The organism is Phenylobacterium sp. (assembly GCF_035539035.1).
Taxonomy (GTDB): Bacteria; Pseudomonadota; Alphaproteobacteria; order Caulobacterales; family Caulobacteraceae; genus Phenylobacterium.
Genome location: NZ_DATLJI010000011.1, coordinates 59,896 through 83,435 on the forward strand (window position 1 = coordinate 59,896; position 23,540 = coordinate 83,435).

28 protein-coding genes are annotated in these 23,540 nt (G+C 71.9%); 15 read left to right on the forward strand and 13 right to left on the reverse strand.

Annotation, left to right across the window (positions count from 1 at the left end; translation table 11 throughout):
* Positions 1–30: 30 nt before the first annotated feature.
* Complete coding sequence (locus tag VM685_RS04430) at positions 31–234, forward strand: hypothetical protein (RefSeq protein WP_325458913.1); 204 nt, start codon at positions 31–33, stop codon at positions 232–234.
* On the opposite strand, the gene VM685_RS04435 is transcribed toward VM685_RS04430, so the two are convergent.
* Complete coding sequence (locus VM685_RS04435) at positions 231–1,901, reverse strand: bifunctional lysylphosphatidylglycerol flippase/synthetase MprF (RefSeq protein WP_325458914.1); 1,671 nt, start codon at positions 1,899–1,901, stop codon at positions 231–233. The two genes, VM685_RS04430 and VM685_RS04435, sit on opposite strands and share 4 nt — an antisense overlap.
* Positions 1,902–2,033: 132 nt before the next feature.
* Between VM685_RS04435 and VM685_RS04440 the strand changes: the two genes are divergently transcribed.
* From VM685_RS04440 to VM685_RS04460, 5 genes are all read left to right on the forward strand, one after another.
* On the forward strand, positions 2,034–3,248 hold the full coding sequence (locus VM685_RS04440; protein WP_325458915.1) for an acyl-CoA dehydrogenase family protein: 1,215 nt from the start codon (positions 2,034–2,036) through the stop codon (positions 3,246–3,248).
* A gap of 12 nt (positions 3,249–3,260) precedes the next feature.
* Complete coding sequence (locus VM685_RS04445; RefSeq protein ID WP_325458916.1) at positions 3,261–4,475, forward strand: acyl-CoA dehydrogenase family protein; 1,215 nt, start codon at positions 3,261–3,263, stop codon at positions 4,473–4,475.
* A 77-nt stretch (positions 4,476–4,552) separates the two neighbouring features.
* Positions 4,553–5,758 carry an acyl-CoA dehydrogenase family protein gene (locus VM685_RS04450; RefSeq protein WP_325458917.1) on the forward strand — a complete coding sequence of 402 codons (1,206 nt, stop codon included), beginning with the start codon at positions 4,553–4,555 and terminating at the stop codon, positions 5,756–5,758.
* Positions 5,759–5,927: 169 nt separating this feature from the next.
* Entirely contained in the window at positions 5,928–7,136 is a 1,209-nt protein-coding gene (locus VM685_RS04455) for an acyl-CoA dehydrogenase family protein (RefSeq protein ID WP_325458918.1), read from the forward strand.
* A 236-nt stretch (positions 7,137–7,372) separates the two neighbouring features.
* Complete coding sequence (locus VM685_RS04460) at positions 7,373–8,461, forward strand: acyl-CoA dehydrogenase family protein (protein WP_325458919.1); 1,089 nt, start codon at positions 7,373–7,375, stop codon at positions 8,459–8,461.
* A 698-nt stretch (positions 8,462–9,159) separates the two neighbouring features.
* Here VM685_RS04460 and VM685_RS04465 read toward each other — a convergent pair.
* The 3 genes from VM685_RS04465 to VM685_RS04475 all read right to left on the reverse strand — a co-directional run bounded on the left by VM685_RS04465 (position 9,160) and on the right by VM685_RS04475 (position 11,056).
* Positions 9,160–9,789, reverse strand: a complete 630-nt coding sequence (locus VM685_RS04465) for a hypothetical protein (RefSeq protein WP_325458920.1) — start codon at positions 9,787–9,789, stop codon at positions 9,160–9,162.
* A gap of 265 nt (positions 9,790–10,054) precedes the next feature.
* Positions 10,055–10,375, reverse strand: a complete 321-nt coding sequence (locus VM685_RS04470; RefSeq protein ID WP_325458921.1) for a hypothetical protein — start codon at positions 10,373–10,375, stop codon at positions 10,055–10,057.
* 489 nt (positions 10,376–10,864) lie between these two features.
* Positions 10,865–11,056 (reverse strand): hypothetical protein, encoded by a 192-nt coding sequence (locus VM685_RS04475; RefSeq protein WP_325458922.1) that lies wholly within the window; start codon positions 11,054–11,056, stop codon positions 10,865–10,867.
* 94 nt (positions 11,057–11,150) lie between these two features.
* On the opposite strand from VM685_RS04475, the gene VM685_RS04480 reads away from it, so the two are divergent.
* Positions 11,151–11,519: a hypothetical protein gene (locus tag VM685_RS04480; protein WP_325458923.1), complete on the forward strand. Its 369-nt coding sequence runs from the start codon at positions 11,151–11,153 to the stop codon at positions 11,517–11,519.
* Between the two features lie 24 nt (positions 11,520–11,543).
* The gene (locus VM685_RS04485) at positions 11,544–11,924 is read left to right on the forward strand and encodes a hypothetical protein (protein ID WP_325458924.1); all 381 of its coding nucleotides are present in this window, start codon (positions 11,544–11,546) and stop codon (positions 11,922–11,924) included.
* Positions 11,925–12,163: 239 nt separating this feature from the next.
* Here VM685_RS04485 and VM685_RS04490 read toward each other — a convergent pair whose 3' ends face one another.
* The 4 genes from VM685_RS04490 to VM685_RS04505 all read right to left on the reverse strand — a co-directional run bounded on the left by VM685_RS04490 (position 12,164) and on the right by VM685_RS04505 (position 13,697).
* Positions 12,164–12,625, reverse strand: coding sequence for a hypothetical protein (locus VM685_RS04490; RefSeq protein ID WP_325458925.1), 462 nt, complete (start codon positions 12,623–12,625; stop codon positions 12,164–12,166).
* Positions 12,626–12,737: 112 nt separating this feature from the next.
* The gene (locus VM685_RS04495) at positions 12,738–13,043 is read right to left on the reverse strand and encodes a hypothetical protein (RefSeq protein WP_325458926.1); all 306 of its coding nucleotides are present in this window, start codon (positions 13,041–13,043) and stop codon (positions 12,738–12,740) included.
* A gap of 67 nt (positions 13,044–13,110) precedes the next feature.
* Positions 13,111–13,323 carry a hypothetical protein gene (locus VM685_RS04500; RefSeq protein ID WP_325458927.1) on the reverse strand — a complete coding sequence of 71 codons (213 nt, stop codon included), beginning with the start codon at positions 13,321–13,323 and terminating at the stop codon, positions 13,111–13,113.
* 128 nt (positions 13,324–13,451) lie between these two features.
* On the reverse strand, positions 13,452–13,697 hold the full coding sequence (locus VM685_RS04505) for a hypothetical protein (RefSeq protein ID WP_325458928.1): 246 nt from the start codon (positions 13,695–13,697) through the stop codon (positions 13,452–13,454).
* Positions 13,698–13,791: 94 nt separating this feature from the next.
* Here VM685_RS04505 and VM685_RS04510 point away from each other — a divergent pair, with 94 nt between their 5' ends.
* The 3 genes from VM685_RS04510 (at position 13,792) to VM685_RS04520 (ending at position 14,616) form a co-directional block, all read left to right on the forward strand.
* A complete protein-coding gene (locus VM685_RS04510; protein ID WP_325458929.1) occupies positions 13,792–13,932 on the forward strand; it encodes a hypothetical protein in 141 nt (46 codons plus the stop codon).
* 70 nt (positions 13,933–14,002) lie between these two features.
* Positions 14,003–14,200 carry a hypothetical protein gene (locus VM685_RS04515; RefSeq protein ID WP_325458930.1) on the forward strand — a complete coding sequence of 66 codons (198 nt, stop codon included), beginning with the start codon at positions 14,003–14,005 and terminating at the stop codon, positions 14,198–14,200.
* Positions 14,201–14,319: 119 nt separating this feature from the next.
* A complete protein-coding gene (locus VM685_RS04520; RefSeq protein WP_325458931.1) occupies positions 14,320–14,616 on the forward strand; it encodes a hypothetical protein in 297 nt (98 codons plus the stop codon).
* A gap of 34 nt (positions 14,617–14,650) precedes the next feature.
* Here the strand turns inward: VM685_RS04520 and VM685_RS04525 are convergent, their stop codons facing one another.
* Positions 14,651–16,117 (reverse strand): hypothetical protein, encoded by a 1,467-nt coding sequence (locus VM685_RS04525; RefSeq protein WP_325458932.1) that lies wholly within the window; start codon positions 16,115–16,117, stop codon positions 14,651–14,653.
* 142 nt (positions 16,118–16,259) lie between these two features.
* Positions 16,260–17,159, reverse strand: a complete 900-nt coding sequence (locus tag VM685_RS04530) for a type I secretion C-terminal target domain-containing protein (RefSeq protein ID WP_325458933.1) — start codon at positions 17,157–17,159, stop codon at positions 16,260–16,262.
* Between the two features lie 168 nt (positions 17,160–17,327).
* On the opposite strand from VM685_RS04530, the gene VM685_RS04535 reads away from it, so the two are divergent.
* From VM685_RS04535 to VM685_RS04545, 3 genes are read left to right on the forward strand one after another with little or no spacing between them, the layout of a single operon-like run.
* On the forward strand, positions 17,328–17,810 hold the full coding sequence (locus VM685_RS04535; RefSeq protein WP_325458934.1) for a hypothetical protein: 483 nt from the start codon (positions 17,328–17,330) through the stop codon (positions 17,808–17,810).
* Complete coding sequence (locus VM685_RS04540; RefSeq protein WP_325458935.1) at positions 17,795–18,637, forward strand: CAP domain-containing protein; 843 nt, start codon at positions 17,795–17,797, stop codon at positions 18,635–18,637. Before VM685_RS04535 ends, VM685_RS04540 begins: the two co-directional genes overlap by 16 nt.
* A gap of 16 nt (positions 18,638–18,653) precedes the next feature.
* Complete coding sequence (locus VM685_RS04545) at positions 18,654–20,324, forward strand: amidohydrolase (protein ID WP_325458936.1); 1,671 nt, start codon at positions 18,654–18,656, stop codon at positions 20,322–20,324.
* 6 nt (positions 20,325–20,330) lie between these two features.
* Here VM685_RS04545 and VM685_RS04550 read toward each other — a convergent pair whose 3' ends face one another.
* Positions 20,331–21,218, reverse strand: a complete 888-nt coding sequence (locus tag VM685_RS04550) for an AraC family transcriptional regulator (protein WP_325458937.1) — start codon at positions 21,216–21,218, stop codon at positions 20,331–20,333.
* 143 nt (positions 21,219–21,361) lie between these two features.
* Here VM685_RS04550 and VM685_RS04555 point away from each other — a divergent pair, with 143 nt between their 5' ends.
* Positions 21,362–22,096, forward strand: a complete 735-nt coding sequence (locus VM685_RS04555) for an SDR family oxidoreductase (protein WP_325458938.1) — start codon at positions 21,362–21,364, stop codon at positions 22,094–22,096.
* A 15-nt stretch (positions 22,097–22,111) separates the two neighbouring features.
* Here VM685_RS04555 and VM685_RS04560 read toward each other — a convergent pair whose 3' ends face one another.
* Both VM685_RS04560 and VM685_RS04565 read right to left on the reverse strand, forming a co-directional pair.
* Positions 22,112–22,768 (reverse strand): hypothetical protein, encoded by a 657-nt coding sequence (locus VM685_RS04560; protein ID WP_325458939.1) that lies wholly within the window; start codon positions 22,766–22,768, stop codon positions 22,112–22,114.
* Positions 22,768–23,475, reverse strand: a complete 708-nt coding sequence (locus VM685_RS04565) for a HupE/UreJ family protein (protein WP_325458940.1) — start codon at positions 23,473–23,475, stop codon at positions 22,768–22,770. Before VM685_RS04565 ends, VM685_RS04560 begins: the two co-directional genes overlap by 1 nt.
* Positions 23,476–23,540: the final 65 nt, after the last annotated feature.

Below are 23,540 nucleotides of genomic sequence, written 5' to 3' on the forward strand. Positions count from 1 at the left end.
TCGGGCGGAGCCTGCGATATGCGGTCGCAGATGTCCCTGCCCGTCACCCTCGCGCTCGCCGCGGCCCTTGCGGCGCTCACCGTCTTCGCCGGCTGGCGGGGCGCCCGGCCGCCCAACCCGTTCCGCGGCCCACGGATGATTCCATGGCGCGCGATCATGGTCACCGCGGCGGCCTTCCTGCTGATCGTGGTGGTCCATCTCCTGAACCTCCTCGGCGTGAAGACCGGTCGCTAAGCGGCCTCGGCCGTCTCCCGTGCGGGCTCGCGGCGCGGCCGCTTGGCGAGGTTGGCGATGCCGCCGGACGAGAGCAGGCCGACGTCGGCCAGGAGCAGCGGGATGGCCCACCGCCTGGGCGCGGCCACGTAGCGCGGCTGCCAGAGCGGGTCGTACTTGTCCTTGTACCGGCGCACACCCTGGAAGTTGTAGATCTCCTCCCCGCGCTCGAAGAGCAGGCGGCCCACACGGGACATCATCGGGGCCAGCGGCCGGTCGTCGAGGCCGGCCAGCGGGGCCATGCCGAAGTCGAAGGCCTGGTAGCCCTCGCTGCGCCCCCACTCGATCAGCTCGACGAAGAGGTAGTCCATGACGTTGCGCGGCGCGTCCTCGCCGTAGCGCATCAGGTCCATGGAGAAGGAGCCGCGGCTGGCCGTGGTCCAGAGCGTGGCGAAAGCGACGGGACGCCCGTTGAACGACACCACCGCGACCGGGAACTCGCGCACGTAGGCCGGGGCGAACCCGCCCATGGAGAAGCCCTTCTCGCCGCCGGCGTGGTGGGCGAGCCAGGCGTCGGAGATCGCCTTCAGCTCGGGCATCAGGGCGCTCACCGCCTCGTCGCGGATCACCCGGAAGGTGCAGCCGTCCTCCGCCGCCTTGCGCCAGGCGCGGCGCAGGTTGCCCCGCCGGCGGCCCTCCAGGCTGAAGCTGTCGAGCGGCACGAGCGCGGCCTCGCCCACCTTCTGGATGGAGAAGCCCAGCTCGACGATGTCCGGCAGGGCGTCGGCGGTGAGGCCGTAGAGGCCCGGCCGCGCCGCGTGGGCGTCGGCCAGCTCGCGGAACCGCCAGAGGAGCTCCATGCGCTCGTCGGCGCGGCCCACGGGGGCGCCCAGCGCGATCCAGCTGCGGCCCCGCACCCCGAACATCAGGAAGCTGCGGCCACTGGCCGAGAACAGGAATCGCTTGTCGCCGAGCAGCGCCAGGTTGGCGCCGGGCTCGGCGTCCTCCGCCGACGCCAGGATCTCGCGCACGCGGGGGAAGTCCGGGTCGGTCTCGCCCACGACCGGCGGCGTCGCGGCCGAGCCGAACAGCCGCCACAGTCCGAAGGCCAGCAGCGCGATCGCCGCGCCGGCCCAGGCGCGGACCGAGCGGGCGGCGTCTTCGTCCGCCATCACCCGCCACCAGGACATCTCGCCGTAGTCGGCGTTCTCGTAGGACCACAGGCCGAGCAGGCCCGCCCCGGCCACGGCGCAGAAGGCCGACACCAGCCAGCCCGGCGTCACCTCCATCCGGCTGAGCCGCGCCGTTCGGGGGAAGGCGCCGCGGAAGGGCGCAAGCACGGCCGCCAGGGCCACCAGCGCGACGGTCTCTTCCCAGTTCAGGCCCTTGAGGAGGGAGAGCGAGGCGGCGGCGAGCAGCAGGGCCATGGTCGCCGCCCAGGCGGCGTCGAGCCGGGCGCGCAGACCGAAGGCGACCAGCACCAGGGCCAGCCCCAGGACGCTGTCGAGGAAGTGGCTGATCTCGATCAGGATGACCGGCGTGATCTCGAGCAGCCGCACGAAGCGCATGGGCTCCGACGGCGTGGCGCCCGAGGCCAGCAGCATGACGCCCGCGGCCAGCGTCAGGACCGCCGCCGTCCAGGGCGCGGCCGCGAAGGCCGCCGGCTTCAGGTCCTTGAGGAGGCGCATCGCGGCCTTATAGCACCGGCCTGCGAAGACGCGCGGGGCGGATGGCCTCAAACAACTGTTCGGTTCCGCTTGCCCGCCCCGCGGCCGGCGCTAAGGTGGCGGCTCGGTTTCAGATGAGTTTGGGAGCTGGCCATGGCCGACTTCGGCGGCGCCGAGCAGGACGCCTTCCGCACGGAAGTGCGTGCGTGGCTGGAGGCCAACTATCCGCCCGAGCTGAGGGACGCGGACGCGAAGACGGACCCGGAAGCGGTCTGGGGCGGCCGGGCGTTCGCGGACAAGGACTCCGATCCGCAGGTCGTCTGGATGCGCCGGGCGGCGGAGAAGGGCTGGACCGCGCCGGCGTGGCCGAAGGAATACGGCGGCGGCGGGCTGTCGCCGCAGGAGGCGCGGATCGTCGAGCAGGAGCTGGCCCGCGGCCGCTACCGTCCGCCGCTGCTGTCGTTCGGCGTCTGGATGCTGGGGCCGGTGCTGCTGGAATACGCGAGCGAGGAGCAGAAGCGCGAGCACCTGCCGAAGATCGTGCGCGGGGAGATCCGCTGGTGCCAGGGCTATTCCGAGCCGGGCGCGGGGTCGGACCTGGCGAGCCTGGCCACACGCTGCGAGGACAAGGGCGACCATTGGCAGATCGACGGCCAGAAGGTCTGGACGAGCTATGCCGACAAGGCCGACTGGTGCTTCTGCCTGGTCCGGACGGACACGACCAAGAAGCACGAGGGGATCTCGTTCGTGCTGATCGACATGCGGACCCCGGGCGTCGAGACGCGGCCGATCCGGCTGATCTCGGGGGAGAGCCCGTTCTGCGAGACCTTCTTCACGGGCGTGAAGATCCCGAAGGACAACCTGGTCGGGCGGCTGAACGGCGGGTGGGAGATCGCGAAACGGCTCCTGCAGTACGAGCGGCAGAACATCTCGGCGGGGTTCGGCGAGGGCGGGTCGGCGGGGGGCGCTTCGGGCGACCTGGCGGAGATCGCCAAGGCCTACGGGGCGCTCGCCTATGACGGCGGAGAGCTCCGTACACGGATCACTCGCAACAAGATGGACTTCCAGGCGCTGCGGCTGACCATCGCGCGGTCGGCGGCGGAGAGCCGGGCCGGCAACGGGCCCAGCGCCGCCACCTCGATCATCAAGTACGCGGCCGCCGAACTGGCCAAGGAGCGGTCGGAGCTGATGATCGAGGCCATGGGCAACCAGGGCCTCGGCTGGAGCGGCGAAGGCTTCTCGACGCCCGAGCTGACCGCGGTGCGCGGCTGGCTCAGGACCAAGGCCAACTCCATCGAGGGCGGCACCTCCGAGGTGAACCTCAACGTGGTGGCCAAGCGGGTGCTGGGCCTGCCCGACCCCAAGTAGAGGAAACGACCCATGGCGGACTTCGGCGCAGACGTGGAGACCTTCCGGGCCGAGGCCCGCGCGTGGCTCGAGGCGAACTTCCCGAAGGCGCTGGCCAAGGACCCCGACGCCCAGGTCGCCAAGATGCAGGGCCGGACCGAGACCGACGAGGCCCAGGCCTGGCGCCGCGCCATGGGCGAGAAGGGCTGGGGCACGCCCACCTGGCCGGCCGAGTTCGGCGGCGGCGGGCTCAGCCGCCAGGAAGCCCGCGTCCTGCACGAGGAGATGGCCAAGGTCGGGGCGCGCAACCCGATCGGCGGCATGGGCGTGATGATGTTCGGCCCGACGCTCATCGAGTACGGGACGGAGGAGCTGAAGCGCCAGCACCTGCCCGGCATCGTCACCGGCGAGGTGCGCTGGTGCCAGGGCTATTCCGAGCCGGGCGCCGGCTCCGACCTCGCCTCGCTGCAGACCCGCGCGGTGGACATGGGCGACCACTATGTGGTCACGGGCTCGAAAATCTGGACCAGCGGCGCGAACCTCGCCGACTGGTGCTTCTGCCTGGTGCGCACCGACACGACCAAGAAGCACGAGGGCATCAGCTTTCTGCTGATCGACATGAAGAGCCCGGGCGTCGAGGTCCGGCCGATCCGGCTGATCAACGGCACCTCGCCGTTCTGCGAGACCTTCTTCACCGAGGTCAGGGTCCTGAAGGACCAGCTGTTCGGGCCGCTGAACGGCGGCTGGACGGTGGCCAAGCGGCTGCTGCAGTTCGAGCGCGACAACATCTCGGCGGGGCTGGGCGGCGGCTCTATCGGCGCGCCGGTCCAGGCGCTGACCGTGCTGGAGGCCGCCAAGGACTATGTGGGCCTGGACGAGGCCGGCCGGCTCGCCGACCATGACCTGCGCCGGCGGGTCACCGACCACCTGATGGAGGCGCGCGCCTTCCAGCTCACCGTCCGGCGGGCGGCGGACGAGGCGAAGTCGGCCAACGGGCCGTCGAACGCCGCCTCGATCATGAAGTACGCGGGCGCCAAGCTCGCCCAGGACCGCAACGAGCTGATAGTCGAGGCGCTCGGCCACCAGGGCCTGGGCTGGGAGGGCGAGGGCTTCAGCGACCGGGAGACCGCGGCGCTGCGCACCATGCTCAGGTCCAAGGGCAACTCCATCGAGGGCGGCACCTCGGAGATCAACCTCAACGTCGTGTCCAAGCGGGTGCTCGGCCTGCCCGACCCCAAGAAGGCGTGACTCCTACCCATTTCGAAGACGTGGTACGATCAAGGCATAAGAAGACCAAGATATTGAATGCATAGGGAGATTGGGTGATGGCCGATTTCGGCGGCGCCGACCTCGACGCCTTCCGCGCGGACGCGCGGGCCTGGCTCGACGAGAACTTCCCCAAGGCGCTCGGCGCGGACACCGAGGCCCAGCAGCTGGCGGCGCAGAGCCCCGCCAAGCCGACCGGCGACTTCGCGGTGTGGAAAGAGCGCATGGCGCAGAAGGGCTGGGGCGCGCCCACCTGGCCCAAGGCCTACGGCGGCGGCGGCCTGTCGGCGGCCGAGGCCCGGGTGCTGGCCGAGGAGATGACCCGCATCGGCGCGGTCAACCCGATTGCCGGCATGGGCATCTCGATGTTCGGCCCGACCCTGCTGGAATACGGCAACGAGGAGCAGAAACAGCGCCACATCCCGCCGATCGTGCGCGGCGAGATCCGCTGGTGCCAGGGCTTCTCCGAGCCGGGCGCGGGCTCCGACCTCGCCGGCCTGCAGACCAAGGCGGTGGACGCCGGAGACCACTACATCGTCAGCGGACAGAAGATTTGGACCAGCGGCGCCCAGTGGGCCGACTGGTGCTTCTGCCTGGTGCGGACGGACAACACCAAGAAGCACGAGGGGATCAGCTTCCTCCTCATCGACATGAAGAGCCCGGGCGTCGAGGCGCGGCCGATCCGGCTGATCGCCGGCAACAGCCCGTTCTGCGAGACCTTCTTCACCGAGGTGAAGGTGCCGAAGGAGAACCTGGTCGGGCCGCTGAACGGCGGCTGGACCATCGCCAAGCGCCTGCTGCAGTTCGAGCGCAACGGCATGGGCAACCGGCAGAACGGCCCGGCGCCGGCCGCCGTGCACGAGATCGCCAAGGAATACCTCGACACCGACGCCACCGGCCGGCTGGCCGACCGCGACCTGCGCGCCAGGATCTGCGAGCACGAGATGGAGAACCGGCTGGTGCAGCTCACCGCCCGGCGGATCGCCGTGGAGGCCAAGGGCAACCAGGGGCCGTCCGCCGCCACCTCGATCATGAAGAACGCGTCGATGAAGGCCGGCCAGGACCGCCAGGAGCTGCTTTTGGAGGTCTACGGCCACCAGGGCCTGGGCTGGGAGGGCGAGGGCTTCAGGCCGGAGGAGCTCACCACCGTTCGCTCGTGGCTGTCGTCCAAGGCCTTCTCGATCTTCGGCGGCTCGGCGGAGATCCAGAACAACATCATCTCCAAGCGCATCCTGGGGCTGCCGGAGCTGACACAGTCGAGGTAGGGTGGAGCTCAGGTGATCATTGATCACTCGTCATGGCCGGGCCTGTCCCGGCCATCCATGGACACCGCGGGTCGGGAATTAGCCTGAGGCCGCGGTGATCATGGATCCCCGGGACAAGCCCGGGGATGACGGGGATGGAATTCGAACTTTTTCAGGAGACCTTTTTCAGATGGCGGATTTCGGCGGTAGCGATCTCGAGGCGTTCCGGGCGGAGGCCCGGGCGTGGATCGAGGCGAACTTCCCGGCGGGCCTGAAGGGCCAGCCCAACCCGATGATGCGCGAGGAGCGCAGCAAGCCCACGGCCGACCAGGAAGCCTGGCGCAAGGCGATGGGCGAGAAGGGGTGGGGCACGCCCACCTGGCCCAAGCAGTACGGCGGCGGCGGCCTCTCGGGCGCGGAGGCGCGCGTTCTGCAGCAGGAATTGAACCGGGCGGGCGCCTACAACCCGATCGGCGGCATGGGCGTGATGATGTTCGGCCCGACCCTGCTGGAATACGGCAACGAGGCCCAGAAGCAGCAGCACATCCCGGCCATCTGCAAAGGTGAGATCCAGTGGTGCCAAGGTTTCAGCGAGCCGGGCGCCGGCTCTGATCTTGCGTCCCTGCAGACCCGTTGCGAGGACAAGGGCGACCATTACCTGGTCAACGGCCAGAAAATCTGGACCAGCGGCGCGCAATACGCCGACTGGTGCTTCTGCCTGGTGCGGACCGACACGACCAAGAAGCACGAGGGCATCTCCTTCGTGCTGTTCGACATGAAGACGCCGGGCGTCGAGGTGCGGCCGATCCAGCTCATCTCCGGCAACTCGCCCTTCTGCGAGACCTTCCTGACCGACGTGCGGGTGGAGAAGGACCAGCTCGTGGGCCCGCTGAACGGCGGCTGGACGATCGCCAAGCGGCTGCTGCAGCACGAGCGCTCGGGCCTGTCGGGCGCCGGCGGCGGCGGGCGGATGGGCTTCGGCCGCGGCCCGGTGCAACTCGCCAAGGAGTATGTGGGCGTCGACGAGACCGGCCGCATCGCCGACCGCGACCTGCGCACCCGCATCATCCTGAACGAGATGGAGGGCCGCGCCTTCCAGCAGACCGCCGTGCGCGCGATGCTGGAATCGAAGGGCAATTCCGGCCCCTCGGCCGCCACCTCGATCATGAAGAACGCCGGCACCTCGGTGATGCAGCAGCGCGCCGAACTGACGCTGGAGATCATGGGCCACCAGGGCCTGGGCTGGGAGGGCGACGCCTTCACGGCCGAGGAGCTCACCGCCGTGCGCGGCTGGCTGGGCGGCAAGGCCACCACGATCTACGGCGGCTCCCAGGAGGTGCAGAACAACATCATCTCCAAGCGCATCCTGGGCCTGCCGGACCTGACGCAGGCGAAGTGACGCAGAGCCGATGAGGATTGGAGCCACGGATTTCACGGATTGCACGGATAGGAGCCTCCCTGGAGGGGCCATGCCCAGCGGGGTTCGCGCGCCGGAGGCGCGCAGGCGGATCCGGCGCTCCAATCGGCCATCCGTGAAATCGGTGAAGTCCGTGGTTCCCTAAGCCTTAGCCCGCCCTTCCCTCCCGTGACGGAAGGGCGCCACACAAAGACGAGTATTCGAGGAAAGACACCAAGATGGCCGTTCTGAACGAAGAACAGAGCATGCTGAAGGACGCGGCGAAGAGCTGGGTCCAGGAGAAGAGCCCGGTCACCGCCTTCCGCAAGATGCGCGATAGCGGCGTGGAGCTGGGCTATGACGCCGCCGCCTGGAACGAGATGGCGGAGATGGGCTGGGCCGGGGTGATTATCCCGGAAGAGTACGGCGGGTCGAACTTCGGCTACCTGTCGCTTGGCCTGATCCTCGAGGAGCTGGGCCGCACGCTCACCGCCTCGCCGCTGCTGGCGTCCGGCCTGGGCGCCGCCTCGGCCCTGATCCTCGGCGGCTCGGAGGAGCAGAAGTCGGAGTGGCTGCCGAAGATCGCCGAGGGCTCTGCGGTCGGCGCGCTGGCCGTCGACGAGGGCCCGCACCACAATCCGGAAAAGGTCGAGGCGACCGTCTCCGGCGGCAAGCTGACCGGCAAGAAGACCTTCGTGCTGGAGGGCATGGCCGCCGACATCTTCCTCGTCTCGGCGAAGGAAGGCTCGGAGATCAGCCTCTACCTCGTGAAGGCCGACGGCCCGGGCGTCACCCGCCAGCGCCTGGCGCTGGCCGACAGCCGCGGCGCGGCCAACGTCACCTTCGACGGGGCCCCGGCCGAGAAGCTCTCGGGCGGCGCGGCCACCCTGGAGAAGGTGCTCGACCGCGTGCGGGCCGGCCTCTCCGCCGAGATGCTGGGCGCCGCCGTCCAGGCCTTCGAGACCACGCTGGACTACCTGAAGACCCGCGTGCAGTTCGGCCAGGTGATCGGCTCGTTCCAGGCCCTGCAGCATCGCGCGGCCAAGATGTTCACCGACCTGGAGCTGGCCCGTTCCGCCGTCGAGGCGGCGCTGGCGGCGATCGACAACGACACGCCCGACGTGCCGGAGCTCGTCAGCCTCGCCAAGGCCAAGATGGGCGACACCTTCCACCTGGTGTCGAACGAGATGGTCCAGATGCACGGCGGCATCGGCATGACCGACGCCCACGACGCGGGCTTCTACCTGAAGCGCGCCCGGGCGGCGGAAGCGGCCTTCGGCAACCAGGCCTTCCACCGGGACCGCTACGCGAACATCCAGGGGTACTAGGGTCTAGGACATCGGAGCTTCGGCCCCGCGCGGGAGCGTGCGGGCCGAGGGGCCGGGGGAATGAAACCCCTCCGCTGGCGGCGAGCTGGCGGAGGGGTTTTTTGTTGGGGGGTGGGGTGGGGCGGCAGGCCCGCGTTCCGACGGTCGGCTATGGTGGTTTGGGGACGTTGTGATGGGGAGACGCACTCCCGTAGGGTGTCGGTGTGCCCGATGTAGAGCGTGCCGTTCCGCTGGCTGGCCACGATGTAGACGGCGAACATCGGCGTTGGAAAAAGCCTGGGTCCCCGCTTTCGCGGGGATGAGCGGAGGTTGGGGGAGTTAAGCGTGGGGTGGGGCCGGAGCAAAGCCTGCGGCCCGCAGAGCGTCATTCGGGCGGGGGCAGCGCCCCCTCGACCGCCCACCGGGTGGCTCCACCACCCGGCGCCCCCTCGCGCTTCGCGCGCCCACCCCCAGAGGGGGTGGAATAGCGGTCCCCCTCCCGCCTGGCGGGGGAGGAGCTGGGCGGGGCGACCGCCACTCTGGCGCTTAAGGCCATGGGCGGCATTCTGCCTGCCGGCCTCGGCCTCTCAAGGACGAGCGCGCAGCGCTCGCCGCGGGGCGGCGCGGCCGGGAGGCCGCGTCCTTGACAGGCCGAGGCCGGCAGGCCCGCAATCAACCATGGGCTTAAGGGCGGGAGGCATCCTGAAGGATGCTTCGGGTCACCTCAGCGGCTCGTACTCCGCAAACGCGGCCTCACAGAAGAAGGCGGATCCGGCGAGGCGCGCGAGGAGCTGCGGCTCTGCGTCGGCGGAACCCGGCACGACGTTGTAGGCGACGCCCAGGCGGTCGAGTTCGCTGAGAAGCACGTCGCGCACGAAGGCAGGGCCGCGGGCGAGGAGGAAACCGGGGCGGGCCGCCATATCGCGGAACGCGGAGATCCGCGCAGCGCCGTTCAGGAAAGCCTCCGGGCCGAGGAACGACCCAGCGAGCGCCAGCTCGTCCTGCAGACGCATGTAGAGGGCTAGTGGCTCCGGCAGGGCGCCGGAACAGTAGATTGACCAGTCGGACGCCTGCGCCCACGGAGTCTCGCTGACGGGCGTGAGGCTGAAGTCCTCCAACGCCTCGTCGTCCAGCAGATCGAACTCATCCGTCCTCAGGCAGCCTTCGCCGAGGCCCTCGAAGACCAGGCGACAACGCCCCTCGCCGGTACGGTCCACGTAGGGGCCCTCCCACCAGGGAAAGCCTGCGACGTTGATGCTCAGGGTGCGTCCGCGCCAGCTGGCCGCCGTGATCCGCGTCGGATGAACGATCTCGCGCTCGCTCAGGAGCTTCAGGAGGTCCTTGCGCATCGTTCAAGATCGTCCGCGAGAGGCGCTGCATCGGCCCCGCTCAAGCTTAGCTTTACGGCGGAGGTGCAGGCCAGCGGGTCCCACCGGAGCGTCGGCGGCTGGGCCTGCGCCGCCCTCACCCTACCCTCTCCCGCAAGCGGGAGAGGGGTGCGACGGCAGGGCGTCGCGCTTCAGATCGGAGGCCCCGGGCATGAAAAAGGCGGGACGGCCGGCTGCGTACAGCCAGGGCCATCCCGCCTCTCGGACCGCGGCTAGCGGCCGGTCGTCAGGCGTCGCAGCGCTTCGCCTTGTAGAGGTCGGCGAGAACCGCCTTGCGCTTGTTGACCAGCTGCTCGGCCTTGTCGGCGTCCATGTAGTTGCCGACGGCCGCCGGCCAGAACAGCAGGACGGCCGCGACGTTGGCGCCGCTGACACCCTTGTTGTGCTGGGCCTTCTCGAGCAGTTCGTCGAGCTTCTTGTCCTGGGTGGTGATGTCGGCGCAGGACAGCTTGTCGTCGCCGAGCTGGTTGGTGGCCACCTTCTGATTGGTCGCGCAGCCCGCAAGAGCCACGCTCGCCGCCACGGCGGCGATCGCAATAAGCTTCATGATGTCAGTCCCCCCTAGTGGTGGGGGGAGCTTGGGCGTATCCGGCCGCCGAGGCAACCGGAGGTTTTCCGAGTACGGAAAATTCGCGGCGGCAACCACTCCGGCGCTTAAGGCCATGGGCGGCATTCTGCCTGCCAGTCTCGGCCTCTCAAGGACGACCGCGCAGCGCTCGCCGCGGGGCGGCGCGGCCGGGCGGCCGCGTCCTTGACCGGCCGAGGCCGGCAGGCTCGCAATCAACCATGGGCTTAAGGGCGGGAGGCATCCTGAAGGATGGCCTTCGGGGACGTCCCCTCCTCTCCCCCCACACGAAGTGGGAGGGGAGAGGGCAGGGAGAGGGGCGGCGCGGGAGGCAAAGCTCCGCGCGCGGCCGGTCAAGGGCCCTCGGTCGGCCGGTTTCGAGGTGGAGCGGCGGAGCCGCCCCTCTCCCTGCCCTCTCCCCCCGCGCGCTCCGCGTCGGGGGAGAGGAGGTGGCGCGCGGGCGCCCTGCCGTCAGACCGGGTCGAGGCGGGCGGAGGGGGCGAGCTTGCGCTCGGTGGCGGACCAGAGGTCGACGGAGGGGTTCTGGCCGGGGCGGAGCGCGCTGGCCTGGGCCTGGGCGTCGGCGGCGGTGCCGGCTTCGACCCAGGCGGCCCAGGTGATCACGCCGGCGGCGTCGCGGAGGTAGGCTCGGAAGGTTTGCATCGGCTGATGTAGGGGTGCGCCGCGCGAATAGCCATGGCGCGGTTCGGCGCAGCGAATTTTTGGCGGGCGGCGGGGGCGGCCGTATCCTGGCGGCATGGGGGCCCGCGAGCACTACGACCTGGACGCGCTGGAGGAGGACGGCTGGGGGCGGCGCGATCGCGGGCCGCTGCCTTCGATGGACCACACCGGCGGGTGGAAGGCGAGCCAGTACGACCCGCGGCTGGGGCGCGAGATCGTGCGCCGGGTGCTGTGCGGGGAGACGATGCGCGCGATCGCGGCCGACGAGGAGATGCCGTCCTATCCAACGCTGTTCCAGTGGCTGCGCGTGCACGCCGACTTCCGCTGGCGCTACCAGGCCGCGCGGCGCCGCCGGGCGGCGGATGAGCGGCTGGCGCCGGGGGCGCCTTCAATGCAGTCGAACTCCGTTCCAAAGACGCTGTTCAGCGGCGCGCGGCGCGTCTAGGCTCAGCTTCGCACCGAGGAGCGAATGCGCGTCCTGATCATCGCCGCCGCAGCCCTGACCCTGGCCCTGGCCGCCGCTCCGGCGAGCGCCCAGAGCTCGGCGGGCTATGACTGCCGCGGCTTCGGCGGCGGGGCGCGGTGCGCCGGGGCCCAGCCCCGGATGGCGCAGGCCCCGAACCGTCCGGTCAAGCGCGAGCGGCCGGCCAAGCCGCGCACCGCCCGGCCGCTGTCGGCCGAGGGCCCCGAGGGCGCGCCGGCCGCCGACTGGCGACGCCGGCTGGGCGACGCGATCCTCGAGGGTCGCTGCCAGGAGGCCAAGCGGATCGCGCTCGAGTTCGGCAGCGTCGACATGGCGGTCAAGGCGGTGCGCCTGTGCCGGCCGGGGCCCTGGCTGCCGCTGAGCTGAGGCGAGCCGGGACTCAGACAACGGCGAGCTGCGCCACGGCGGCGAAGCCGGCGGCCATGGGGATGATGGCGGCCACCACCAGGTTGGCGAGGCCGGAGAAGAACGAACTGCGCTTGGACATCTTGAAGGTTCCTGTCTTGGGGGGCGCGGGGGCGCCCGGCTGCGATGGACCCTCAGATGCGCCCGGCGGGACCGGGCGGCTGTGACCGCCGTCACCGGAGCTTCGCCATGGGGGCCGATCAGCCCTTCGGCTGGGCCTCGATCAGCGCCTGGACGATCTCGTGGTAGCGCACGGCCTGGAACTCGATCGCCTCGCGCACAGGGACCAGGTCGGCGTAGGCGCGGGCGGTGAAGTAGAGCTCGTTGCCCTCGCGGGCCAGCCAGCCGGCGTCGACCAGCTCGGCGACCTTGCGGCGCACGGTCTCCTTGGGCATGGCGAGCGAGTCGGCGATCGAGCGGACGTTGGTGCCGAGGCCCGGGAACACCGGGATCTCGCCGCTGAGCAGCTCCTCCTGGGTGTGGCGGGCGAAGTCGGGGTGGGCGGTGGTGCGCATGCCCACCGCCAGCAGGATCAGGAACTTGTCGATGTCGCCCCCGCAGGCGGCGCGCGAGCGGCTGCACAGCTCGAGCAGCGGCCGGAGCAGGTCGTCGGCGATGGCGGGGTAGTTCTCGGCCATGAGCCGGAGAAGGGTCTGACGCACGCGGCGATACGCTCCGCTCGGGCCCGGGGCGCGTGTCGGGCCGCTTTGTGACGCCCTCTCCGGACGTGGCGAGGGGGCAGGCGGTTCTAGCCGCCCGCCCGCCCGGAGGCCACTATTTCGGCGCGCCGCCGCCTTCGGTCGCAGCCGGCGCGGTGGTGGTCGCGTCGGCCGGCGGCGCGACGACAACGGCGGTGGAGCTGCCCTGCGGGGTCTCGGCGGCCGCGACGGCGCCCTCGGCGACGTTCTGCAGCTGCTGGTCGGTGACCTGGCTCTCCGGAAGGGTGGTGGTCACCTCCGCCTCGGCGGTCGGGGTCTCGGCCTCGGCGCTGCGCTCCTTGTCGCCGCAGGCGGTCAGCGCGCCGGCGCCGGCGATCAGGGCCGCGGCGGCGAACCAGGCGGTCAGGGGACGTTGGGACATGGAGAAGCTCCTCGCGTGATAGGCACGAGGCGTTAGTCCGCGGGGCGGAGGATCGTTCCCGGAGGCCTCAGGCCTCGTTAGCGGCGCGTTTCTCGCGGCGGGCCTCGTCGGCCAGGAACACCCACTGCATCGCGAGGTCCAGGTAGGCTTCCTTGATCTCCGAGCCCGGCGCGCGCCAGGCCATGTCGCGGACCTGGTCGGCGATGCGGAGGTAGCGGCCGGCGCGGTCGGCCGGCGACTCGTGGAGTCGGATTTCGTCAGGTCGGGTGACGTGCAGCACTTCTGTTCGCCTGTGTCGGGACGCCCCCTTGCGGACCGGCACACGCGGAATCTTTACCATTCGAAGGGGCGAACCGGAAGGCCCAGGCTCAACCTGCGGTATGGCGGGCGCAGGCCCTTGAAATAACGTCAGTCTTCGGGTCCGAAGCTGCGCCGCTCGCGCCCCACGCGCACAGTCGGGGGCGGCAGGGGCGGCGGCCTCGGGGTCGCCGGATTGAGGCTCTTGCCGGCCATGTAGAGCCAGGTCTCGGCCTCCTTGTAGAGGGCCGCGGCGGCGTCCTCGCTGGAGGCCTGTTCCGCCGCCTCGATCGCCTCCTGGGCCCGCTGCATGAACCAGCCGGCGGCCCGGAGCTGCTCGTCCTTCCTGCTCCGCATGTGGTTGGCCAACGGGCCCCCCGACCCGCAGGTTCCGCCGCGCCCGGGGATGTGATCGGCGGGATCGAAGGCGCGGCTGCGGCGTTGACCGGCGATGATCCAGACCGACGAGAACCTGGCGCGCCTGGTGGAAGAGCTCCGCCGCGCGGTGGTGAGCTCCGAGCGCCGCCGGATGGGGCTCGGCCGCCCGCCGGCGGGCGGCCCGGCCGGCCGCGCCGGCCACGCCAACCGCTAGCCGCCGTCGCCCGGGGGCGCGACCTCAAACCTTCGTGACGACTCTGCGCGCCTGTGCCATCCGAAGGGCGATGAGCGAGCGCACCCTGTCCGACCTCGAGGTCTACCAGCACCTCACCCGCACCGCCGAGGAGCTGGAGGCCCTGGCCGGCCGCACCGCGACGCTCATCGGCGGCACCGCGCTGCGGACCGCCGCCCAGACCATCCGCGGCATGGCGACCGCCGTCTACGAGCACAGCCTCTCCGAGCCGGGCGGCGGCGGGCACTAGCCGCCCCCTGTGACCGCGGTCACGGCGGAAGAATGGCGAAAACGTGACCAATAGGGATCATTTGTAGTTGCCGAGCTTGCTCAGGTGAGCTTGGCTTGGCGTCCTTGGAGGGCCGGACCATGAGCAGCTTCGCCTCGCCGCTGCAGATCGCCGCCGTCGTGGCGGCCGTGGCCTGGCCGTTCGCCGCCGGCCTGGCCGTTGTGCTGTGGTCGAAGGCCCGCGCCGCCGCCCGGGCGCGCCGGGAAGACACGCTGAACGGCGACCTGCAGGGCATGTTCCGCCAGGTGGAGGCCCGCGGCGTGCCCGCCCGGCTGGCCCTGGTGGTGGACGCCCTGGAGGAGCACGACGCCCTCTCCGCCGCCGCCGAGCGCGCCAAAGCCGCCGCCGCCCCGACCAAGGCCGGCGCGACGGGCTAGCTCGGCACACCGCGCCTGGAGGGCGCCGCTGCGGCTAGAAGTAGTCCGGCTCCAGCTGGCGCAACTGATCCTCGTGGGCCGCCAAGGTGGCCATGATACCCTCGCGCCACGTGGGGTCGACGGCGCGGCCCAGGTCATAGGCTGTCCAGGCGTGGCCCACCTCGTAAGCGGCGTAATAGGTGTCGCCGACGTCCTTGTAGCTGTTGGCCGACCACGGATGCGCAGCGATATGGATCCAGTAGTTGTCGGCCCTGTCGGCCGGCATGGCCGCCGTCACATCCTTGGGCCAGGTCTCGGAGCCGCGGGACGCCGCCAGCAGGTTCGCATAGGTGACGTTCAGGAAGGTGCCGAACTTCAAGTCCCGCCCCTTCAGGGAGGCGAGGAAGCGCGCGGCGGCGAGCCGGTCGCCCTGGGCCGCGCGATCGCCGGCCAGGCGGCTCGCCTCCATGAACTGGTCATACTCAGCGCCGTCCAGGCGACGCAGCAGGGGCCCGACCTCCGCCCTGAGCCCGCTGCCCCCGCCCGCCTGCAGCGCCCCGGCGTGTTCCTGGGTGAGCTCCATGAACAGCAGCAGGGCCTGCAGGTCGTGTTCCTGCTCGGCGGCCTGGCGCATGGCCGCAACGAGGGAGGCGGCCGTGGGGCGCGGCGCCTTGCCGGCGATCACCTCGGCCGCCCGCCGAACGGCCGCGTCCCGCGGCGAGGTTCCGCTCCGCGCTCCGGCGGCCAGGGCCGACTCCAGCCCGGTTGGGAGGGGATAGACCACGCGGACCCGCCGCGGATTGGAAAAGCTGAGGACATGCCGCTCCGGGCGCATCGCGACGGCCCCGCTCTCGACCCTGATGACCGCCGGCAGGTGGTCGGCGCGACGCAGGTCTCCGCGCACCTGTGGGTGCAGGCGGGCGTGGTGCGCCAGGAAGCGCACAAAACGCCGCATCTCGTCGGTCGAGACGGCGCCGCTCGAACCGTGCACCTCCGTCACTGTGGCCTTGCCCAGGAGGTAGGCGGTCCCGTCCCTGGTCGCGCGGGACTTCAGGGCCGGTCCGCGCCCGCTCAGCGTCCCAAGCTCGGTCTCGCTCATGTACAGGGTCCGGGTCTCGTCGGGCCCGGCCGGAGCGATCACCTTGGCCAACAGGGCGCGGTTCTGCATCTCCATCCGGCGGAAGGCGACGCCCGCATAGCAGCTCACGTTCTCAAACGTCCGCCCGGACCCCGACCATCGTAGCGACCGGCACAACTGGTGGTCGTCGAGGACGTGCGCCTCCCCCTCCGCGAGATGGGTGAAGGTCGGTGCGAGCGTCACCACGCCCGTGGTGACGGCCGTCGCCTCTCCCTCGCGGGCGGTCTCCCGCCGGAAGTCGAACACGAGCGCCTCGCCTTCCGCGAGCGCCCGGGCCTCACGCAGCTGGTCGCTGCCCGCCAGCGGCGAGATCGCCTGCGCCGCCGCCCCGCAGGCGCCGAACGCCCAGACCGCGGCCACCATCACCCAACGCAAGATGCCCACGCCGCCCTCCCAAGCGCCCAGACCGTGACCACCATGCTGTACGGCGGCGGCCGCGCCCAGCCCCGGCTTCATCTCGACGGCGGTGAGGGCCCGGCCGGACCGTATCGGGAAGACGGGGGAGGACGCGCCTCCCCCGCGGACTTCAGAAGATCCAGTCGCCGGCGCCAAGGCGGCCCGGGGCGACCTCGGAGAGGGTGACGACGACGCTCGGCCACTGGACGCCGGAGCCGTGGCCGTCGGCGTCGAACAGCACCTGGGTCCCGCCGCGGCCGTCGGACTGCAGCCTGATGTAGCCGTCGGCGATCGGGTTGGAGCCCGTGTAGCCGACGCCGTCCAGCAGGGCGCTGACGTCGAGGTCGTCGCTGCCGGGCCGGAAGTCGGTGATCCGGCCGGGCGACCAGGGCGTGGTCCTGAAGACGAAGTTGTCGTCGCCCAGGCCGCCGGTGAGGGTGTCGGGCCCTTGGCCGGCCACCAGGGTGTCGTCGCCCAGCCCGCCCTTCAGCCGGTCGCCATAGGCTTCGGAGACCAGGGTCTTGCCGCGCACCAGGGCGCCGGTGACGCCGTTGACGACGTTGCCCACGGCCGTGCCCAGGCCGCTGCCGCCGGCGTCCAGCCAGTTGCCCAGGGCCTCGAGCAGGCCGGGCTTCCAGTTGCCGAGCACCACGTTCGAGGCGCTGAGCCCGCCGGAGGCGACGCCGTCCAGGGTGACGACCTGCTGGGCCACCGCCGCGCCGCGCGCGCCGTCGGCGTCGTAGAGGACCCGCGTCCCGCCGCCGGCCGCCTCGAAGCGGAGGAAGCCGTCGCGCACGGGGTCGGAGCCCATGTAGTTGGAGCCCTTCAGCAGGGCGGAGAGGTCGAGCTTGTCGACGCCCACCTGGAAGTCGGTGACGCGGCCGGCGTTCCAGGGGGTCGCCCTGTAGACGAAGACGTCGGCCCCGGCCCCGCCGGTCAGGACGTCGGGTCCCATGCCGGCGATGAGCGTATCGGCGCCGGCGCCGCCCACGAGGACGTCGCCGTAACTGTCTGAGGTCAGCACTGCCATGATCTTGTCCCTTTCGGATCCTGTGCCCGGCCGCTCGAACCCGGGCCATGGCAGCGCTGTTCCAGCTTCACCGTGGGAAATTGCTTCGCTTACGGAGCGTCCCCTGCAGAGCTTTGCGGCGGCGGGCTTCACGTTAAGGTGAGGGTGTCCGTCCGCCCCGGAGCCGCCATGCCGCGACCGCTCGCCGCCGCCCTGATCGCCGCGCTCGCCTGCGCGTGGCCGGCCGCCTCGCAGCCGGGACCGGCCCAGCCCGGCGCGGCGCCGATGCTGTCGGTGCGGGAGGTGATGCGGCACATCGTCAATCCCGCGGCGGAGCGGTTCTGGAAGGGCTCCGGCTCGGTCTCCACGGAAGAGGGCGTCGAGGAGCGCGCGCCGACGAGCGACGCGGCCTGGGCCGAGATGGTCGACGCCGCGGCGGTGGTGCAGGAGTCCGGCGCCCTCCTGGCCATGGACGGCCGGGCGCGGGACCAGGACGCATGGCTGCGCTATTCGCGCCAGCTCGCGGTGGCTGGCGCGGCCGGGGTGGCCGCGGCCCGCGCCAAGGACCCGGACAAGGTCTTCGAGACCGGCGGGGAGATCTACAACGCCTGTTTCGCCTGCCACGCGCGCTATATCCCCCGCCCGGCGAACTCGCTGTGGAAGCAGCCGTGACGCCCAGCCGGCGCACGGCGATCGCGGGCGGGATGGCGCTGCTGGCCGGCGCCGCGGCGCCCGCGCGGCCGACCGCGGCGACCTGGATCGGCTACGAGGGCCGGCTGCGCGACCGGCTGAAGGACGCCGGCGGCGGGCGGTTCGACGACGAGGCGGCGCGCGCGCTGATGGCGCTGACCAACGCCGCCCGGCGCGACGCCGGGACCGGGCCGCTGGCCTGGCACGAGGACCTGGCGCGGACCGCCCGCGCCCACGCCGCCGACCTCGCCCAGCGGATCTATGTGGAGCACGTGTCGCCGGAGGGGTTCGACCCTACCGACCGGCTGGGCCTCGTGGCGCGGCGGCTGCTGTGCACGGCCTCGGAGAACATCGCCTACCGTCGCGGCGCCGGGCCGCACGAGGCGCCGGACCTGATGGAGCAGTGGCGCGACAGCCGGCCCCACTGGCAGAACCTGCTGCGCGACAAGCACACCCACGCGGGCTTCGGCGTGGCGCGGCTGCGCGAGCGGACCTATGCGGTGGGGCTCTATGCCCGGCCGGACGGCGAGCTGGCCACGGCCGTGCCGTTCCGCCCGGCCGGCGCGGGACCAATCCTGGCGGCGATCCAGGGGCTGGAGGAGCCCTACGTGGGCGCCTGGCTGGACGACCAGCTGCGCGGCGGCCGGCGCGTGCCGATGGCCGAACCCCGGCCCGACGCCAACCCCGGCGTCTACCGGCTGCGGATCGACCGCCGGGTCAGGGACCGCACCTTCGAGTCGCTTTTCGGGCCGATCTTCGTGTGGCGCCACACGGGCTCCGCGGCGCCGCTTGCGCGCACGCCCGGCTAGGTGGTCTAGCTGGGCCATGCGCTCCACAGCCGTCGCCCTGTCCGCCTTCGCCCTCGCCCTCTGCGCCCTGCCCGCCCTGGCCCAGCCGGCGGACCTGGTGATCTGGGGCGGGCCCGTCCACACCGGCGAGGCGGGCGCGCCGAGGGCCGAGGCGGTGGCGGTGTCCGCCGGCCGCATCGCCTATGTGGGCGACCGACGGGGCGCACAGGCGCGGGTGGGCCCGCGGACCCGGGTCGTGGACCTGAAGGGCGCGGCCCTGTTCCCCGGCTTCACCGACGCCCACGCCCACCTGCGCGGCATCGGCGAGCGCGAGCTGACCCTGAACCTGGAGGGCGCGAGATCCGCCGCCGACGCGGCCGGGCGCCTGAAGTCCTACATCGCCGAGCGCAAGCCCACGGGCCTGGTGCAGGGCCGCGGCTGGATCGAGACGGGCTGGCCCGAGGGCCGCTTCCTGGAGCGGCGAGACCTCGACGCAGTGTCGGGCGCCCTCCCGGTGATCCTGGTCCGCGCCGACGGCCACGCCCTGGTGGCCAATTCCGCCGCGCTGAAGGCGGCGGGGGTGGACGAGACCACGCCGGTTCCGGCCGGCGGCCAGATCCTGAAAGGGCCGGACGGCAAGCTGACCGGCGTGCTGGTGGACAACGCCATGGGGCTGGTCCGCAAGCTCGCGGCGGCGCCCAGCGAGGCCGAGCGGCTGGCGGCGTTCCGCGCCGCCTTCAAGGTGGAGACCGCCTACGGCTGGACGGGCGTCCACTCGATGAGCGTCGCCTGGCCGGACGTGGCCCTGCTGGAGCAGATGGCGGCGCGCGGCGAGGCGCCGCTGCGGGTCTACAACGCCGTGGACGCGGGCCAGGCCGGGCCGCTGTTCGAGGGCGGGCCCAGGCAGAGCCCGGACGGGCGGATCACCACCCGGGCGGTGAAGCTCTACATGGACGGCGCGCTGGGCTCGCGCGGCGCGGTGCTGTTCGCCCCCTATGCCGACGCCCCGCACGTGAGCGGCACCTATGTCACCCGGCCGGAGGCGGCGAAGCCGATCCTGGCGCGGGCCCGGGACAGCGGCATCCAGGTCGCGATGCACGCCATCGGCGACAAGGGCAACGCCACCGTCCTCGACCTGTTCGAGGAGGCGTTCCGCAACGTCCCGGCCAACGTGCGGCTGCGCGACCCGCGCTGGCGGGTGGAGCACGCCCAGATCGTGCGCCCGGCGGATATCCCGCGGTTCTCGCAGGACGCGGTGATCGCCTCCATGCAGCCCAGCCACGCCATCGGCGACTTCCACTTCGCCCCGGCGCGGCTGGGCGAGGCGCGACTGAACGGCGCCTACGCCTGGAAGAGCCTGCTGAAGTCCGGGGCGGTGGTGGTCGGCGGCTCCGACGCGCCGGTCGAGCGGGGCGATCCGCTGATCGAGTTCTACGCGGCGGTGGCGCGCAAGGACCTGAAGGGGTTTTCGGCCCCCAACTGGCATCCGGAGGAGGCCCTGTCCCGGGAGGAGGCGCTGAGGCTGTTCACCGCCGCGCCGGCCTTCGCCCGGTTCGCCGAGGACGAGCTCGGGACCATCACGGTCGGCAAGCGGGCGGACCTGACCGCCTTCTCCGTGGACCTGATGACCGCCCCCGAGGCCGAGATCCCCAAGGGCCACGCCGTGCTGACCGTGGTGAACGGTCAGGTGGTCTACGAACGGAAGTAGGCGGGCTCAGACCGCCACGGGCAGCGGGCCGGCGGCGCGCAGGCGGGCGGCGTCGCGGGCCGGCGGGGCGCCGAACAGGCGGGCGTACTCGCGGCTGAATTGGGAGGGGCTCTCGTAGCCCACCTGGAAGCCCGCCGCCTGGGCGTCGCGCGCCTCGCCCAGCATGAGGCGGCGGGCCTCCTGCAGGCGGATCTGCTTCTGGTACTGCAGCGGGCTCATGGTGGTGACCGCCTTGAAGTGGTGGTGCAGGGCCGAGGGGCTCATCCCCGCCTCGCGGGCGACGGCCTCGATGCGGAACGGCCGGTCGAAGTTGGCGCGGATCCAGGCGATGGCGCGGTTCACCTGCGACAGGCGGCTGTCGGGGGCGCCGATCTGGCGGACGATGCCGGCCTGGTCGCCGGTGAGCAGCCGGTAGTGGATCTCGCGCCGGATCAGCGGGGCGAGGATCGGGACGTCCTGCGGCCGGTCCAGCAGGGCCAGGAGCCGGCCCACCGCATCGACCAGTTCGGGCGTGGTGCGGCTGAGGTGGAGGCCGCGGGCGGTCTCGGCGCCGGGCTGCGGCGGCTGCTGCAGCATCAGCTCGCCCAGCAGGGCGGGCTCCAGGTCGACGCGGACGCAGAGGTAGGGCCGCTCGGGCGTCGCCTCCACCACCTGGCCGACGAGCGGCAGGTCGACGGAGACCACCAGGTGGCTGGCCCGGTCGTAGCGGTAGGCCTCCTCGCCCAGCAGCACGACCTTGGCGCCTTGCGCGATGATGCAGACCGCGGGTTCGTGGAGCACCGGCACCCGGTCGGTCGGATGGCCGTAGCGGATGACCGCCAGGCCAGGAACAGGCATGTCGTGCATGCCGTCCTGCGGCGCGTGGCGGGCGATCAGGGAAGCGAGGTCGTCCATGGGACCTGCGTCCCACGCCCCGGCGCAAGCCGCAAGCGCCGCGGCCCGATCGTGGAGGATCGGGCAAGAACCGCGGAGGTCCGTTCTAACGCCCGATCCTCCAGGCGGCCCATCTCTGTCGTCGCCAAACGAAGGAGACGACCATGACTGAACTTGCTGACAAGGTGGTGCTGGTGACCGGCGCGAGCAGCGGCATCGGCGAGGCCACGGCCCGGGAGCTGGCGGCGGCCGGCGCGACGGTGGTGATCGGCGCGCGGCGCGTGGAGCGGCTGGAGGCCCTGACGCGGGAGATCGAGGCGGCCGGCGGCCGGGCCATGGCCCAGGGGCTGGACGTCACCTCCCGCGCAAGCGTGCAGGCCTTCGTCGACGCGGCGCGGGAGCGGTTCGGCCGCGTCGACGTGATCGTCAACAACGCCGGCGTCATGCCGCTGTCGCCGCTGGCCGCCCTGAAGGTCGACGAGTGGGACCAGATGATCGACGTGAACATCCGCGGCGTCCTGCACGGGATCGCCGCGGCCCTGCCGGTTATGGAGGCCCAGGGCCACGGCCAGATCGTCAACATCGCGTCCACGGCCGGACACCAGATCCTGCCGACGGCGGCGGTCTACTGCGCCACCAAATACGCCGTGCGGGTGATCTCCGAGGCCCTGCGGCAGGAGACCGACAAGGTGCGGGTGACGGTGGTGTCGCCGGGGGTGACGACCTCGGAGCTGGCCCACACCATCAGCCACGCCGAGACCGCCGCCTTCATCGACGAGTACCGCAAGAAGGCCCTGCCGGCCGAGGCCATCGCCCGGGCGGTGCGCTTCGCCATCGCCCAGCCGGCGGACGTGGACGTGAACGAGATCGTCGTGCGGCCGACGGCGACGACCGTCTGACGCAGGCGGGCGGGCTCAGCCCGCCGGGCGGGCCTTCGCGGCCGGGACGTTGGCGACGATCCCGGCCTCGTTGCCCGCCTGGCCGGCGGGGATCAGGTCGTAGAAGCCGGCGAGCTTCAGGCGCACCACCACCGGGCCGAAGCCCGAGTTCTGGAAGAACCAGCCGTGGATGCCGTCGAAGCCGGCGGTGAGCGCGCCGGCCTGGCGCTCGCCGGTCGCCTGCCTGTAGGTCGCGACCGTCATGGTCTCGCCCGGCGCGGCGGCCAGGGTGTGGCCGTGGAAGTCGTAGTAGAGGTCGGCGGCGTTGCGGGCGCCCTCCACCCGCCACTCGTAGACCAGGGTCGCGCCCTTCTTCATCCGCACCTTGTATTCGAGCTGGAAGTCGCGCGGGTCGCCGGAGACGGCGCGCAGCGGGATCTCGACGACGTCGGTGCGGAAGCCGGTGGGATACTCGCGCGCCAGCGGGCCGGCGGAGGTGTTCGGGTCGAGCGCCACCTGCGGCGGGGACCAGAGCTTCGATAGCCCCGTCGCCTTGCCGAGGCCGGTGGGGTCGCGGCCGAACTCGGCGGGGATGACGGCCGCGAACAGGACCAGCAGGGCCACGGCCGCCGCCCCGGCGGTGGAGAGCAGCAGCCGGCCGCGGGACAGGCGCAGCGGGTGGGGGTCGGCCATCAGGCGGCCTCCTGGAAGGCGTAGCCGGCGAGCTGCTGGCCCATCAGCAGGAAGCCCGCGGTCATCAGCAGGACATTGGCCGCCACGGCGCCGCGCCGGAAGGCGGGCGTGGCGCGCCACAGGGCGAAGAGGACGAGCATCGCGCTCAGCGCCACGAGCTGGCCCAGCTCCACGCCCACGTTGAAGGCCAGGATGTTGGGGACCAGGCCGTCGGGGGAGAGCTTCAGGTCCTGCAGCTTGGTGGCCAGGCCGAAGCCGTGGACCAGGCCGAAACCCAGGACGACGAGGCGGTTGTCCGGCTGGCGGCCGGTGAAGGCCGGGAAGGCGCCCAGGTTGTCCAGCGCCTTCCAGACCACCGAGAGCCCGATCACCGCGTCCACCAGGAAGGGATCCACGTGGACGCGGGCGAGCACGCCGGAGAGCAGGGTCACCGAGTGGCCCAGGCTGAACATGGTGACGTAGAGCGCCACGTCGCGCAGGCGGTGGAGGAAGAAGATCACCCCGGCCAGGAACAGCAGGTGGTCGTAGCCGGTGACCATGTGCTTGGCCCCCAGGTAGAGGAAGGCCAGGACCTGCGGCCCGGGATTGGCCTCGATGAAGGCGGCGTCCTTGTCGGCCACCCCGTGGGCCCAGGCGGGCACGGCCGCGAGCGCCAGCAGGAGGACGGGCGCGGCGAGACGCGCGAGATGGCGGACGGGCCGTGGCAAGGTCGAGCTTCCCCCTGCCCCACCTTTAGCCGCGGGCCCGGCGGCCGTCATCTGCAGCGTCGTCA